Annotated in this window: 14 protein-coding genes, 1 tRNA gene and 1 other RNA gene; 8 read left to right on the top strand and 8 right to left on the bottom strand. The window is 70.0% G+C overall.

Features of this window, described 5'->3' with window-relative positions; genetic code table 11:
* On the bottom strand, nt 1-167 hold a 167-nt coding region (locus H521_RS26660; protein ID WP_425393592.1), incomplete at its 3' end, for an IPT/TIG domain-containing protein.
* On the opposite strand from H521_RS26660, the gene H521_RS26430 reads away from it, so the two are divergent.
* Nucleotides 112-1,014 carry a hypothetical protein gene (locus H521_RS26430; RefSeq protein ID WP_245560975.1) on the top strand — a complete coding sequence of 301 codons (903 nt, stop codon included), beginning with the start codon at nt 112-114 and terminating at the stop codon, nt 1,012-1,014. The genes H521_RS26660 and H521_RS26430 overlap by 56 nt on opposite strands.
* Nucleotides 1,011-1,517, top strand: a complete 507-nt coding sequence (locus H521_RS0111005; protein ID WP_022893077.1) for a hypothetical protein — start codon at nt 1,011-1,013, stop codon at nt 1,515-1,517. Before H521_RS26430 ends, H521_RS0111005 begins: the two co-directional genes overlap by 4 nt.
* A gap of 33 nt (nt 1,518-1,550) precedes the next feature.
* Here the strand turns inward: H521_RS0111005 and H521_RS0111000 are convergent, their stop codons facing one another.
* The 6 genes from H521_RS0111000 to H521_RS0110975 form a co-directional block, all read right to left on the bottom strand.
* On the bottom strand, nt 1,551-2,636 hold the full coding sequence (locus H521_RS0111000) for a fatty acid desaturase family protein (protein WP_040424524.1): 1,086 nt from the start codon (nt 2,634-2,636) through the stop codon (nt 1,551-1,553).
* Between the two features lie 228 nt (nt 2,637-2,864).
* Entirely contained in the window at nt 2,865-4,196 is a 1,332-nt protein-coding gene (locus H521_RS22925) for an MFS transporter (protein WP_022893075.1), read from the bottom strand.
* Entirely contained in the window at nt 4,193-4,786 is a 594-nt protein-coding gene (locus tag H521_RS0110990) for an ArsR/SmtB family transcription factor (protein WP_022893074.1), read from the bottom strand. The genes H521_RS22925 and H521_RS0110990 overlap by 4 nt, the downstream gene beginning before the upstream one ends.
* Nucleotides 4,787-4,846: 60 nt before the next feature.
* On the bottom strand, nt 4,847-6,058 hold the full coding sequence (locus H521_RS0110985) for an acetate/propionate family kinase (RefSeq protein ID WP_022893073.1): 1,212 nt from the start codon (nt 6,056-6,058) through the stop codon (nt 4,847-4,849).
* Nucleotides 6,055-8,217, bottom strand: a complete 2,163-nt coding sequence (pta, locus tag H521_RS0110980; protein ID WP_022893072.1) for a phosphate acetyltransferase — start codon at nt 8,215-8,217, stop codon at nt 6,055-6,057. The genes H521_RS0110985 and pta overlap by 4 nt, the downstream gene beginning before the upstream one ends.
* Nucleotides 8,218-8,226: 9 nt before the next feature.
* Nucleotides 8,227-8,949, bottom strand: a complete 723-nt coding sequence (locus H521_RS0110975; protein ID WP_022893071.1) for a DUF998 domain-containing protein — start codon at nt 8,947-8,949, stop codon at nt 8,227-8,229.
* Between the two features lie 114 nt (nt 8,950-9,063).
* On the opposite strand from H521_RS0110975, the gene H521_RS22920 reads away from it, so the two are divergent.
* The 6 genes from H521_RS22920 to H521_RS0110950 all read left to right on the top strand — a co-directional run bounded on the left by H521_RS22920 (nt 9,064) and on the right by H521_RS0110950 (nt 13,508).
* Nucleotides 9,064-10,473, top strand: coding sequence for a flavin-containing monooxygenase (locus H521_RS22920; RefSeq protein ID WP_022893070.1), 1,410 nt, complete (start codon nt 9,064-9,066; stop codon nt 10,471-10,473).
* Nucleotides 10,470-11,456: a bile acid:sodium symporter family protein gene (locus H521_RS22915; protein ID WP_022893069.1), complete on the top strand. Its 987-nt coding sequence runs from the start codon at nt 10,470-10,472 to the stop codon at nt 11,454-11,456. The genes H521_RS22920 and H521_RS22915 overlap by 4 nt, the downstream gene beginning before the upstream one ends.
* Complete coding sequence (locus tag H521_RS0110960; RefSeq protein WP_022893068.1) at nt 11,453-12,406, top strand: SDR family oxidoreductase; 954 nt, start codon at nt 11,453-11,455, stop codon at nt 12,404-12,406. Before H521_RS22915 ends, H521_RS0110960 begins: the two co-directional genes overlap by 4 nt.
* 186 nt (nt 12,407-12,592) lie before the next feature.
* Nucleotides 12,593-12,689: signal recognition particle sRNA small type (gene ffs, locus H521_RS25475), an RNA gene on the top strand.
* Nucleotides 12,688-12,772 (top strand) — tRNA-Ser (locus tag H521_RS0110955). Before ffs ends, H521_RS0110955 begins: the two co-directional genes overlap by 2 nt.
* 214 nt (nt 12,773-12,986) lie before the next feature.
* Nucleotides 12,987-13,508, top strand: a complete 522-nt coding sequence (locus tag H521_RS0110950) for a hypothetical protein (protein ID WP_022893067.1) — start codon at nt 12,987-12,989, stop codon at nt 13,506-13,508.
* Here H521_RS0110950 and H521_RS22910 read toward each other — a convergent pair.
* Complete coding sequence (locus tag H521_RS22910) at nt 13,498-14,148, bottom strand: GNAT family N-acetyltransferase (protein WP_245560974.1); 651 nt, start codon at nt 14,146-14,148, stop codon at nt 13,498-13,500. The genes H521_RS0110950 and H521_RS22910 overlap by 11 nt on opposite strands.
* Nucleotides 14,149-14,201 lie beyond the last annotated feature (53 nt).

The following is a 14,201-nucleotide window of genomic DNA, read 5'->3' as shown; positions in this document are numbered from 1 at the left end:
CCCGCCACGTGCGGCGGAGTCACGAACGTGATCTCAGTGCCGCTCACCTGCGTGAACGGAACAGAGACACCGTCGATCGTCACCTCGGTCGCACCGGCGAGGTCGGTACCCGTGATCGTCACCAACGTGCCACCAGTGCGCGTGGTGCTCTTCGCCGTGCCGGGCATCGCGACGGCGATCGCGTCGCTCGGGCACCCGCTCGTGCTCGGCGGGCTCACGCTCGGTGCGACGGCGCTCGTGGTCTGGGCGTTCTGGCCGCGCGCGCGAGGCGGCGCGAGCGGCGGCGGCGCCAGGCATCGCGACACGGCACCGGCGCAAGCACCAGCACAGGCACCGGCACCGGCACCGAACGGGACACCCGAGCGTGGGCGGCGCTCGACCACGACCGTGCTGTCGACGGCGACGCTCGCCGCAGTGGTCGGCCTCAGCCTCCTGCCGCCGGCCGACCGGGCCGAGGCGGCGAGCACCGAGACGATCGTGCAGGGCGAGGTGATCAGGCTCACGTCGATCGGCGACGCGGCGGCGATGGCCTCGCTCGGCGCCGGCGAGAGCGCCGTCTGGATCGTCGGCGTGCAGGCCGAGGCGCCGTCGCCCGGCGTGATCCGGATGTCGCTCGCAGCCGAAGGTGCGGCGAACCCGTTGCTCGAGGTGACCGTGACGGCGTGCGACCACCGAACGGTCGACGGGCATTGTGCGGACGAACAGGTGCTCGTGCCAGCAACCGCGCTCGATGCGCGGACCACCTTCGACCTCGGCGCCATGACCGATACCGACGAGCGCTGGCTGCGCGTCGAGACCCGGTTGTCGGCCCTGGGTTCGGAGCTTCCGGTGCAGAGCGAGTTCACGGTGTCGGCCGATGGCTTCGGCGAATCGGTGGGCACTGACGGCGGCGGGGCCATCGCCGCGAGCGGTGTCGACCTCGCACCATGGCTCGCGGTCGCTTCGGCATCCGTGATCGCGGGCGTCGCGACTGCTCTCGTGGCAGCGGCCCGAAGACGACGAGGCCTCTCATGAACAGACTGCTGCGAGCCACCGCTGCGGTCCTCGCCGGCGGCACCCTCATCGCCACGATCGCGATCACAGGGTCCGCACGCGAGACCGATGCCGCGTGGACCACCGGGGAGTCGGCGGCCGGGTCGTTCACCGCCATGACGGTGGGCACCCCGACCATCGTCAGTTGCACCGCCGGTGGCAACGTCGTCGCGCCGACCCTGTCGATGCGCTGGTCGTTCCCGGTCGGCAGCGGCTACAGCATGCCGACGAACGCCAACCTCTACTTCTCGAACAACGGCCTGATCCCGAATCTCCTGCCGATCACGACGGGTGCGACGACGACTGGCCCCGACGGCGGTGGCGTCTACACGACGACGTACAACATCGGCCTGCTCGGCGGCATCCTCAGCACTCAAGCGGCGATCGCAGTGGAGTCGAAAGTCGGCACCTGGACCTCGCCGAGGGTTTCTCGCGTCGCGACGTGGCCGTTGGTGGTCGGCACGGCGACGTGCACGGCGCCCTGATGCGAACCGCTGGGCCGCGCTCGGCCCGAGGTGTCAGTCGCGGCGGCGGTACGAGTTGATCATCGGGCAGTCGAACGGGTCGCGCGCTGCGAGGCCGACGCGGTTCAAGTACGCGATGACGATGCCATACGACTCGACGAGCCCGGTCTCGGTGTACCGCACGTCGTTCTCGCGGCAGAACTCGCGCACGATCTCTTGAGTGCGGGCCAATGCGGGGCGCGCCATGCTCGGGAACAAGTGGTGCTCGACCTGGTAGTTGAGGCCGCCCATGAAGGCGTCGATGAACCAACCGCCGCGGATGTTGCGGCTGGTCAGCACCTGGCGCTCGAGGAAGTCGACGCGCTCGCCACGCGGGATGAGGGGCATGCCCTTGTGGTTCGGCGCGAACGAGGCGCCCATGTAGACACCGAAGACACCGAGCTGGACGAGCAGGAAGACGGCGGCCAGCAGCGGCGGGAACGCCCAGAAGACGAGTGCGACGACGGCGATGAGGCGAACCGCGATGAGGGTGATCTCGAGACGGCGACGCTTCACGGGCGCCTTGCCGAGCACGTGGCGGATGCCGTGCACGTGCAGGTTGATGCCCTCGAGCAGCAGCAGCGGGAAGAAGAGATAGCCCTGCTTGCGCGTGATGACGCGAATGAGCCCGCGGCTCTGCGCCGCGTCTTCTTCGAGGAACGAGATCGTGTCCTTCTCGATGTCGGGGTCGCGGCCGATCACGTTCGGGTTGCCGTGGTGGCGGGTGTGCTTGTTCATCCACCAGCTGTAGCTGATGCCGACCACGAGGTTCGCGAGAATCAGGCCGGCCCAGTCGTTTCGCGGCCCCGACTGGAAGATCTGGCGGTGCGAGGCCTCATGCGCCATGAAGGCGAACTGGGTGAACACCACGCCGAGTACGGCGGCGATCACGAGCTGCCACCAGGATTCGCCGATCATTAAGGATGCCGCGACGGCGGCGCCGCCGACAAGTGCCCAGAAGATCGCCTTGCGCACGTAGAAGGCCACGAAGCGATCGAGCAGACCCTCGGCCTTGATCTGACGCGAGAGCGTGGCAAAGCCGCTCTGCGCCGGATCGACTCCCTCGCGACGCCGACCTGCCGTGCGGATGATCGGCGACATGGTGCCCTCGGCACCTTCGGGGCGTTCAACGACCAGGGTCACGTGCGCTCATCTCCTCGGGCCGAATGCACGAATGAGACTTCAGACGAACGCTTCGGGTGCGTGTGCTTCCACGATCATTGCCGACCGTGCTGTGAGACTACGGAGCACCATCAGGTATATGCATCACACGGGTGAGCCATATCGACCCCGTACCCGGGTAGGGGTCGGCCCGAACGACGGGCCTCGTCAGGCGGGTTCGCCGCCGCGCGCGGCCGCGAGCCCGGCGAACGAGCGCAGGTACAACGGGCTCGACGCCAGCACCAGGTACACGATCGCGGCGACGAGCACCGTCGGCGCGATGCCGAACTGCTCGACGGCGAGGCCGCCGAGGAACGCCCCGAGCGGCATGGATGCCACGACGCCGGCGGTGACCGCACCGAAGACGCGTGCGCGCATGCCGTCGGGCACGAGTCCGTACATGGCGGTCGACATCATCGGGTTGAGCGCGCCCGCCGCGACGCCCGAGAGCACGAGCACGGGCAGGAGCACCGCGGTTGGTGCGCCGAGCGCCATCGCGAGGTAGGGCGGCACGCCCGCGAGCACGAAGCACAGGGCGAAGACGACACGGCCCGAGTACCGGTGGCCGACCGCCGCGAAGATCGCCGAACCGGTGAGGGCGCCGGCAGCGAAGCAACCGACCATGAAGCCCAGCATCGCCGGATCGCCGAGCACTTGCGTCGCGTAGACCGGCTTCAGCACGGTCATGCCCGCCGCGTCGATCGCGTTCGTGAGCGTCACGAGCAGCACGATCGAACGCAGCAGCGGGGAGCGGAGGATGAAGCGGATGCCGGCGACGAATCCGCCCTGCACGGGTGCGTCGGCATCGTCGACGGCGGCCGCCGCCCGACGCGGCACGAAGCACAGCACGAGCAGTGCCGACACGGCGAAGCCGGCGGCATCGACGATGAGCGCCGGCATGGGGCCGGCGAGTGCGACGAGGGCCCCAGCGATGCCGGCGCCGATCATGGTGGCGGTGCGCTGCACCGTCGATTGCACCCCGGCCGCACGAGCGAGCGGCACCTTGGCGAGTGCGGCGAGATCGGGCATCAGCACGGTCTTCGCGGTGTCGCCGGGGGCGTCGAGCAGTCCGCCGACGAACACGAGGGCGAGCAGCACCCCGAAGTGCAGGCCGACCGTCGCGGCGAGCACCGGGATCGCCAGCACCGTGACCCCGCTCGCGACGTCGGCGACGATCGACGAGGTGCGGTAGCCGAAGCGGTCGACGAGCACTCCCCCGAGCGCTCCGCCGATGATGAGCGGCACGGTCGCGAACACACCCGCGACACCCGCCGCGAGCGGCGAACCCGTCTCGCTCAGCGCGATGATCGGGATCGCGATGAGCGCGATCGCGTTGCCCGAGAGCGAGAACAGCGCCGCCGCGAAGAGCGCGACGAGCGGGGTGCGGCGGCGCGGGGCATCCGTTGCCGTCTCGACCCCGGTGCCGCCGGGGCCGCCTGCGGTCGCGGCGCTCGCAACCCCGGCCTCGGCCGACGTGTCGCGGGTCGTCTCGGCGCTCATCGCTCCGGCCTCGGGAAGATGTGGGTGATCCAGCGCACCGCACGAGTGCCGGGGCGCGGGGTTCGGCCGACCGCCCACCATTTGTCGTGCAGGGCGGCGATCTCGGCATTCAGCTCGCGGAATTCGTCGAGCGTGAGCTGGGCACCGCCGTCGCTCGAGTCGGAGGCCGCGATCCACTCGGCTTCGAGGTTCGCCTCTGCGCCGAGCGCACCGAGGAGCTCGCGGTGGTACGTCTCGAGCACGGTACGTCGCATGGCATCGGATGCCGCGAGCCGCTCTGGATCGTCGAGGAACTCGGCCGGGTTCGACGACGTCATCTCATGCGCTGCGCGCCACCATCGCTCGCGTTTGTCGCGCGCGAGCTCCGGCGCCTCGACCACGAAGCCGTGCTTGGCGAGGGTTGCCAAGTGGTAGCTCGCCGAGCCCGGCGCCTCGCCCGTGCGCTCGGCGAGCGCGCCGACCGTGCTCGGGCCGTCGGCGCGCAGGATGCCGAGGATGCGCAACCGCATCGGGTGCGCGAGCGCCCGCATCGCCCCGGCGTCGTGCAGGTCGATGGAGTGCGCCGGCTCGTGTTCGCCCGATTCGGTCATGTCGTCAGACTACTTACACAAGACTCCTTGTGCAACACTTCTTGTGGATATACGGATGCGCTACGCCCGCACGAGCTGCAGGGTCTGGCGAGCGATCTCGAGCTCTTCGTTCGTCGGCACGACGAGCACCGCGGTCGCCGAGCCGTCGGTCGAGATGCGCCGCGCCTCGCTGCCGCGCACTGCGTTGCGCTCGGGGTCGATCTCGACGCCGAAGCCCTCGAGGCCGGCGAGCGCGAGTTCGCGCACGACGGCCGAGTTCTCGCCGACGCCCGCCGTGAAGACGATCGCGTCGACGCGACCGAGCTGGGCGGCGTAGGCGCCCACGTAGGAGCGGATGCGGTGCGTGTAGACCTCGAGCGCGAGCGTCGCCGCCTCGTCGCCCGCGTCGCGCGCCGCCACGAGATCGCGCATGTCACCGTGCCCGCCGAGACCGAGGATGCCGCTCTGCGAGTTCAGCAGCCGGTCGACGCCGTCGGTGTCGAGCCCCGCTCGACGCTCGAGGTGCAGCAGCACGGCGGGGTCGATGTCGCCCGAGCGAGTGCCCATGACGAGCCCCTCGAGCGGCGTCATGCCCATGCTCGTCTCGACGGAGCGGCCTCCGTCGACGGCGCACGCCGAAGCCCCGTTGCCGAGGTGCAGCACGATCATGCGCAGTTGCTCGATCGGGCGCTCGAGGTACTCGGCGGCCGCCCGTGAGACGAAGCGGTGCGAGGTGCCGTGAAACCCGTAACGGCGGATGCGGTGCTTGGCCGCGAGCTCGCGGTCGATCGCATAGGTGTACGCCGCCGGCGGCATGGTCTGGTGGAACGCGGTGTCGAACACCGCCACGTGCGGCACGTCGGGAAAGGCGCGCTGCGCGGCCTCGATGCCCTCGAGGTTCGCCGGGTTGTGCAGCGGGGCGAGCGCCGAGAGCTCGTCGATGTTGATCTTCACGAGCGGTGTGATCACCGTGGGCTCGAAGAAACGCGCGCCACCCTGCACGACGCGATGCCCGACCGCGATCGGCGCGTGCGCCTCGAGCGACGGGCCGTGGGCGGCGAACCCCTCGAGCATCACCGCGAACGCGGCCTCATGATCGGCGATGTCGACCGCGACATCCCAGTGCGAGCCGAGGCTGTCGTTCTCGACGCCCTCGTGGCGGTGCCTGGCGTGACCGCCCGCGGCGCCGATGCGCTCGACGAGCCCGCTCGCGAGCGTCTGCGACTGCTCGACGTCGATGAGCTGGTACTTCAGCGACGAGGAGCCCGAGTTCACCACGAGCACGATGCTCACGAGGCATCCGCCGCCTGGATCGCCGTGATGGCCACGGTGTTCACGATGTCTTGCACGAGCGCGCCGCGCGAGAGGTCGTTGATCGGCTTGCGCAGCCCCTGCAGCACGGGCCCGATCGCCACGGCGCCCGATGAGCGCTGCACCGCCTTGTACGTGTTGTTGCCGGTGTTGAGGTCGGGGAAGATGAACACCGTCGCCCGGCCCGCGACATCCGACTCGGGCAGCTTCGTGCGCGCCACCGCGGCATCGGCCGCCGCGTCGTACTGGATCGGGCCCTCGACGGCGAGTTGCGGCGCCCGCTCGCGCACGAGCTCGGTCGCCCGCCGCACCTTGTCGACATCGGCACCCGAGCCCGACTCGCCCGTCGAGTACGAGAGCATCGCGATGCGCGGCTCGATGCCGAACTGCCGTGCTGTCTCGGCCGACGAGATCGCGATGTCGGCGAGCTGCTCGGCAGTGGGGTCGGGCACGATCGCGCAGTCGCCGTAGACGAGCACCCGGTCGGCGAGCGCCATGAGGAACACGCTCGAGACCACCTCGACGCCCGGCTTCGTCTTGATCACCTCGAACGAGGGGCGGATGGTGTGCGCGGTCGTGTGCGCCGCGCCCGAGACCATGCCGTCTGCCAGCCCGAGCTCGACCATCATGGTGCCGAAGTACGACACGTCCTGCACCGTCTCGCGCGCCTGCTCGAGCGTGACGCCCTTGTGCGCGCGACGACGCTGGTACTCCTCGGCGAAGCGGGTGACGTGCACGAAGTCGTGGTTCGAGAGCACCTCGGCCTTCGACAGGTCGAGGCCGAGCCCGATGGCCCGCGACCGCACCTCGATCTCTTCGCCGAGGATCGTCAGGTCGACGACGTCGCGTGCGAGCAGCGTCGCCGCGGCGCGCAGCACCCGGTCGTCGTAGCCCTCTGGCAGCACGATGCGCTTGCGGCCGTGCCGTGCCCGCTCGAGCAGGCCGTATTCGAACATCAGCGGCGTGACCACGTCGGGAGTCGCCACCTCGAGCCGGTCGAGCAGGGTCTGGCCGTCGACGTGCCGCTCGAAGAGGGCGAGCGCCGTGTCGCGCTTGCGCTGCGATTCGGCGGCGAGCCGGCCGCGGGTGTGCGTGATCGCGAGCGCCGTGTCGTAGCTCGAGAGCTCGGTGCGGATGATCGGCAGGCCGGCCTCGAGTCCGTCGATCAGGCGCTCGACCTGCTCGGCGATCGGGAACCCGCCGTTCAGCACGATGCCCGAGAGGGAGGGGAAGGTCGCGCTCGCGTGCGCCGTGAGCACCCCGAGCAGCACCTCGCTGCGATCGCCGGGCACGACCACGACGGCACCCTCGGTGAGGTGAGTGAGCACGTTCTCCATCGACATCGCGGCGATGACGACGCCGAGGGCTTCGCGGTTCAGCAGCTCGGGATCGCCGACGTGCAGCGTGCCGTCGACCGCCCCCATGATGGCGAGCATCGAGGGCGCGACGAGGTAGGGATCTTCGGGAATCGCCCACGTGGCGATGGGAACGGCTGCAGGGGCGCCCGCGGCGGCCACCGCGTTGGGCCCGGCCGCGGCCGCGACTGCCTCGACGATCTCGAGCAGGCGCTCAGGGTCGGCGCGGTTGGCGACGATGCCGAGCAGCGTCGCGTGCTCGCGCTCGAGCTCCTCGACCGCGAGCTCGGTGAGCTGGGCCAACTCGTCGGCGCTGCGCGCGTCGGAATAGCCGAGGCGCTCCGTTCGGCTGCGCCCCTGACCCTGTCCGACGCGGCCGCCGAGCACGAGCAGCACGGGCGCGCCGAGGTTCGCGGCGATGCGCGCGTTGTAGGCGAGCTCGGTGGGGCTGCCGACATCCGTGAAGTCGGAACCGATGATGACGACCGCGTCGCAGCGGTCTTCGACGGCCTTGAACCGGCGCACGATCGTTGCGAGCGCCCCCTCGGGGTCGGCGTGCACGTCGTCGTACCGCACGCCCACTGCGTCGTCGTAGGGAATCGGCACGACGCCCTCGTGAGCGAGCAGCAGCTCGAGCACGTAGTCGCGTTCGGCCGTCGATCGCGCGATCGGGCGGAACACGCCGACCCGAGTCGCCCGGCGGGTCAGGGTGTCGAGTGCGCCGAGCGCCACGGTCGACTTGCCCGTGTTGCCTTCAGCCGAGCAGATGTAGATGCGGTGCGCCACGCCTCAAGCCTATTGGGCGGCCATCGTGCGCGGTCTGGGAATCGCCCCTCGATCGGCGGCGATCGCGGGCATCATGAGCCGGTGCTGGGTGGTCCACGAGAGGGCGACGAGCCAGAGCAGCGCCGCCGTGGTGGCGATGAGTTCGAGCCATCCGCCGAGCCCGGTGGCGACTTCGGCGATCGACAGGATGCCGCCGGCCGCGGATGCCGCGATGACGAACAGAATGCTCGGCGCGGCGAGCATCGCATAGACCCGGCCGAGCCCGACGCTCTGCACGATGCCGATTCCGGCGAACGCGAAGCCCAGCACCGCGGCCGCCGTGTGCACGTAGTCCTGCGGGGTCGACCCGCCGGTGAACGGAATCGGGCATCCCGAGCTGCAGGGCACCGCGGCGCCCACCGCGAACATGACGCTCGCGGCCAGCAGGCTCGAGCTCAACGCCCACGCCCCGAAGAGCCCTCGGCCGCTGCGCAGGCCCCAGAGGCCGAACGCCGAGGCCGCTCCCCCGAAGGCCACCAGGCCGAGCGAGACGTTGAAGGCGAGCGCCGTGACCTCGCCCTCGGCGCCCAGGCCGCTCACGTACGTATCACCGCGGTAGACGATGCGGGAGGCCCACATCATGCCGAGTGCGAGCAGCACGAGGCTGGCGCCCATGAGGCGAAGCGCGGTAGCTGCTGGGTGACGCAGCCACGTCGATCGGGGCGAGGCGGCGAGCGCGAGGAGGCGGGGCACCGTCCCATGTTAGGAACACACGACCGTTCCTGCCATCGACGCTTATGCTGATCGGGCACATCGCCGTGCCGCGCCGACTCCCTTCCGGTGCGATCTCCCCACCCAGGAGCATCTGTGAATCGCATCGCCCTCATCGGAGCGGGCCCGTCAGGACTCGCCGGCGCGCGAGCGCTCAGCCTCGCGGGCATCCCCTTCGACGGCTTCGAAGCCGGCCCCGACGTCGGCGGCCTCTGGAACATCGACAACCCGCGATCGACGATGTACGAGTCGGCGCACCTCATCTCGAGCCGCACGACGACCGAGTTCGCCGAGTTCCCGATGACCTCGACCGCCGACTACCCGAGTCACCGCGAGCTGCTCGACTACTTCCGCGCGTACGCCGACGCCTTCGGCCTGCGTGAGCGGTTCCGCTTGGAGACGAGGGTGACGGATGTCTCGCCGTTGCCCGGCAAGGGTGGCGACGGCTCGCGAGCGCCCGGTTGGCGGGTGACCGTCGTCACGGCCGACGGCGAGACCACCACGAGCGACTACTCGGGCGTGATCCTTGCGAACGGCACACTCGCCGAGCCGAAGGTGCCGAGCTTCCGCGGCACCTTCACGGGCGAGATCATGCACACGAGCGCCTACAAGTCGGCGAAGGTGTTCGACGGCAAGCGGGTGCTGGTGATCGGCGCCGGCAACTCCGGATGTGACATCGCCGTCGATGCCGTGCACCACGCGGCATCCGTCGACCTCAGCGTGCGGCGCGGCTACTACTTCGTGCCCCGCTACCTGTTCGGCCGGCCGTCGGACACCCTGAACCAGGGGCGGCCGCTGCCGGCGCGCATCAAGCAGTTCATCGACGCGCGCGTGCTGCGGGCGTTCACGGGCGACCCCGTGAGGTTCGGGTTCCCGAAGCCCGACTACAGAATCTACGAGTCGCACCCGATCGTGAACACGATGGTGCTGAACCACCTCGGCCAGGGCGACCTGCGGGTCGTGCCCGACATCGATCGCTTCGATGGGTCGACCGTGCACTTCGCAGACGGCTCGTCGGGCGCCTACGACCTGATCATGCTCGCCACCGGGTACACGCTCGACTATCCCTTCGTCGACCGGGCCCACCTGAACTGGACGACGGCCTCGCCCCGGCTCTTCCTCAACATCTTCCCGCCGTCGTTCAACGGCCTCTACGTGCTCGGCATGATCGAGGCCTCCGGCATCGGCTGGCAGGGCCGCTACGAGCAGGCCGAGCTCATCGCCGCCTACCTCGCCGCCGACGCCGAAGCACCCGAGCACGCCACTCGCTTCAGACGGCGAGCGGATGACCCGTGGCCCGACCTGACCGGCGGCTACCGCTACCTCGGGCTCGACCGCATGTCGTACTACGTGAACAAAGACGCCTATCGGCGCACGATGAAGCGGCTGCTCGCCACGCTGCCGGCGGCCGCAGGGCAGGGCACCGCCTCCCGCGCCTCATCCGCCGCACTCGTCTCCTCGACACCGGCGGCAACCTCGACTCCCGACGAAGGCGGCCGCGCGTGAACATCGACGAGGTCGTGCTCAACTTCACCCCCGGCTCGCTGATCGCCCTGAACGTGGTGCTCGGGCTCATCATGTTCGGCATCGCGCTCGACACCGCGCCATCCGACTTCAGGGCCGTGGCGAGAGCGCCGAAGGCGATGCTCATCGCCCTGGCGGCGCAGATCCTGTTGCTGCCCGCGGTCACCTTCGGGCTCACACTGCTCTTGAACGTGCAGGCGTCGATCGCGCTCGGCATGATCCTCGTGGCGTGCTGCCCGCCCGGCAACATCTCGCAAGTGCTCACCTACCGCTCCGGCGGCAACGTCGCGCTGTCGGTCTCGATGACGGCGGTGGCGAACGTCATCTACATCTTCCTGCTGCCGCTGAGCCTGGCGTTCTGGGGCGGGTTGCACCCGACTGCGGGCGACCTCGTGCGCGCCGTGAGCCTCGACGGCTGGCAGATGCTGCTCGAGATCTTCCTCATCATCGGGCTGCCGTTCTTCGCCGGCCTTCTCATTCGAGCCCGCTGGCCGAGGTTCGCGTCGCGCGTGCAGCCGTACGCGCGCTGGGTGAGCCTCATCGGCCTCGTCGGGTTCATCGCCGCGGCGCTCATCGGCAACTGGGCGATCTTCATGGCGTTCATCGGGGTCGTGCTGCTCGCGGTGTTCCTGCACGATGCCGTCGCCCTCGGGCTCGGCTACGCGAGCGCGCGCGTCGGCGGCCTCGGGGTGCGCGACCGCAAGGCCATCACGTTCGAGGTCGGCATCCGAAATGCGGGCCTCGGGCTCGGGCTCGTCTTCGCGTTCTTCGGCGGGCTCGGCGGCATGGCGATCGTCGCCGGCTGGTGGGGCATCTGGGACATCATCGCCGGGCTCACCCTCGCGACGCTCTGGGCGAGGCATTCCAAGCGAGCGGATGCCGCGACGACGGCGAACTCGCCGGCGGCCGCAGCTCCGGCGGCTCCCGGTGGAGCGGCTGCGAGCAAGCCCGGGCCCGTCGCATGAGGCGCGTGCTCGTCACGGGCGGAGCCGGTTTCCTCGGATCCAGCGCAGTGCGTGCGCTCGCCCGGCACCCCGAGGTCGACGTCGTCGTGTCGGCAGACGTGCGTGCACCGGCATCCGTGCCCGCGGGCGTCGTGCTCGAACCGTGCGACGTCACCGATGCCGGCGCCGTCGCCGCGATCGTCGGCCGCCACCGCATCGACACGATCGTGCACCTCGCGGCCATCGTGAACCCCGGCGGCCTGAGCGAAGAGCTCGAGTACCGGGTCGATGTCGAGGGGACGCGCAACGTGCTCGACGCGGCCGTCGCCTTCGGCGTGACCCGCATCGTCGTGTCGTCGTCTGGCGCGGCATACGGCTATCACGCCGACAACCCCGAGTGGCTCATCGAGACCGATATCATTCGCGGCAACGAGGAGTTCAGCTACTCGCGGCACAAGCGCCTCGTCGAAGAGATGCTCGCGGGCTATCGCGTCGCCCATCCCGCCCTCGGGCAAGTCGTGCTGCGCATCGGCACGATTCTGGGGCCGACGGTCGCGAATCAGATCACGGCGCTCTGGAACGGCCCGCGCATCCTCGCGATCCGAGGCTCCGAGAGCCCGTTCGTCTTCATCTGGGTCGACGACGTCGTCGGCGTGATCGTGCGCGGCGCAACCGGCGACGTGACCGGGGCGTTCAATGTGGCCGGCGACGGCCGCGTGACCGTACACGAGATCGCCGACGCGCTCGGCAAGCGCACGCTCACCGTCGCGCCGTCGCTGCTGACCTTCGCCCTGCGCATCGGTCATGCGCTGAGGCTCACAGTGCACGGTCCCGAGCGCGTCGCGTTTCTGCGATACCGGCCTGTGCTCGACAACACCCGGCTGAAGTCGGTGCTGGGGTACACGCCGGCCATGACGAGCCGCGAGGCCTTCGACGCGTACCTCGCGGCGCGCGCCGCCGGGGCAACCTGAGCCCATCTGCGTGCACAACTCCGGAGATTCGGCGCGACACGCCGCACATGGCATCCGGTCCCCGGCGTGGCGCGCCGGATCTCCGGAGTTCCGTACGCGTTCGAGCCACGCAAAGCCATGACGCCGCGGCATCCGGCCTCGAAGGCGCCGCGGTCCGAGAGGCCGCTCGGGCTCGGGTAGACTGTCTCCGGCTCCTCACGTGGCGCCATCCAGGCCAACTCCCCCAGGGCGGAAACGCAGCAAGGGTAACCGGGCTCTGGCGGGTGCGTGAGGAGTCCCCGGGAGGATTCGCCTAGTGGCCTATGGCGCACGCTTGGAAAGCGTGTTGGGTGCAAGCCCTCGGGGGTTCGAATCCCCCATCCTCCGCAGGTATGAACGGCCCCGGTCTCACCGGGGCCGTTCGTGTTTGCGCCTATCCGCTCTGCGGTTCTGGCGCATGTCCTCATTAATGCGGAATAGCGCATATGTCGGCTCGCAACCCATGATGTGAGAGATGTCAGCGGCGGCGATGGAAAAGAGGAGTGGGGACGCAGGGGGCTCCTCCATCGGAGCGGCGGCAGTAAGGGGCGACGGCCTCAGGGTGCAGACCCTGAGGCCCCGTCGCACCCTCGGGTGGAGCATCGGTCTCCCCGTCGCGACGCTCGCCCTGCCGTTGCTGGCCGCGGAACTCTGGCTGCTCGGCACTCGCGACGCCTGGCCGATCGTCGCGGCGACGGGCGCAGCCATCACGTTGTTGATTCTCGCCGCCTGGATCGGCTATCGGCGCTCGCGCGCATCGATCAGCCGCTACGGCATCGTCGAGCGTGGATTCTTCGGTGGCGTCTCGACGGTCGCCTCGCGCGATGTCGCCGGCGTGCTGCGGGTGAACCTCTACCGGTCGAACAGTCTCGACACGACCCAGGAGCTCTTCGTCGTCGAACGCACCGGTCGCGGCGCCTTCCGCATGCGCGGCCGGTTCTGGGACGAACCGACGATGGATCAGGTCGCCGAAGTGCTCGGCGTCGAGGAGACGGTCGGAGCCGAGCCGATGACGCTGTCAGAGCTCCGCGAGGCCAACCCGCGTCTGCTCTACTGGTTCGAGCGGCGCTCGCTCAGCTTCTGAGGTCGGTCGAGCCGGCCGCACTCGGCGCATCCGTCGCGATGCCGAGCAACGGCGAACGAAGTGTGCTCGAGGGCAGTTCGTGGAACCCGAGCCGGTCATAGAATGCCCGTGCCCCGGTGTTCGCGGCGTCCATGCCGAGGTGCACGGCGGGCACGCCGCGAGCCGCGAGCGCAGCGCGAAGCGTGTCGATGAGGCGCCGGCCGAAGCCCTGCCCCTGCAACTCGGGCAGCAGGTCGATGTGCAGGTGCGCCGGGTAGTCACCGAGCTCGTCGATGAGCATGCGCTCGGGAGAGGTGCCGGCCTCGACGAGTTCGGCCTCGGTGAACGCCGGGTTGCGCCCGGTCGGCGCGCCAGGCGACGGATGCCGCGCGGCGAAGCCCGGCGACCACTCGCGTCTCCACCACTCGACGAAGGCGGCCGTGTCGGCCACGCCGATGACGTAGCCGAGCACCCGCTCGCCATCGGCCACGACGAAGGCGAGCTCCGGCGCGTAGTCGACGTACGGCAGGGCGAAGACCTCGGGCATCAGCGTGTCATCGGAGTAGACGCCCGTGGCATCCCCGCCACCGGCCGCGGTCAACAGGCAGATGCGGGCGACCTGGTCACGGTCGGCCGGGCGATATGGGCGGATGTCTGGCACTCGACCATCCTCGCGCATGCTCGGCGCGGGTTTCGAGACGGCGCTGGCGCGCC

Source organism: Agromyces subbeticus DSM 16689, assembly GCF_000421565.1.
Taxonomy (GTDB): Bacteria; Actinomycetota; Actinomycetes; order Actinomycetales; family Microbacteriaceae; genus Agromyces; species Agromyces subbeticus.
Note: the sequence above shows the minus strand (reverse complement) of the source record. Positions and strands in the feature narration are given on the sequence as shown.

Excerpts from the sequence above, each read along its gene's own strand:
- H521_RS0111005 (WP_022893077.1), top strand. The coding sequence starts at position 1,011 with ATGAACAGACTGCTGCGAGCCACCGCTGCGGTCCTCGCCGGCGGCACC.
- H521_RS0111000 (WP_040424524.1), bottom strand. The coding sequence starts at position 2,636 with ATGTCGCCGATCATCCGCACGGCAGGTCGGCGTCGCGAGGGAGTCGAT.
- H521_RS22925 (WP_022893075.1), bottom strand. The coding sequence starts at position 4,196 with ATGAGCGCCGAGACGACCCGCGACACGTCGGCCGAGGCCGGGGTTGCG.
- H521_RS0110990 (WP_022893074.1), bottom strand. The coding sequence starts at position 4,786 with ATGACCGAATCGGGCGAACACGAGCCGGCGCACTCCATCGACCTGCAC.
- H521_RS0110960 (WP_022893068.1), top strand. The coding sequence starts at position 11,453 with ATGAGGCGCGTGCTCGTCACGGGCGGAGCCGGTTTCCTCGGATCCAGC.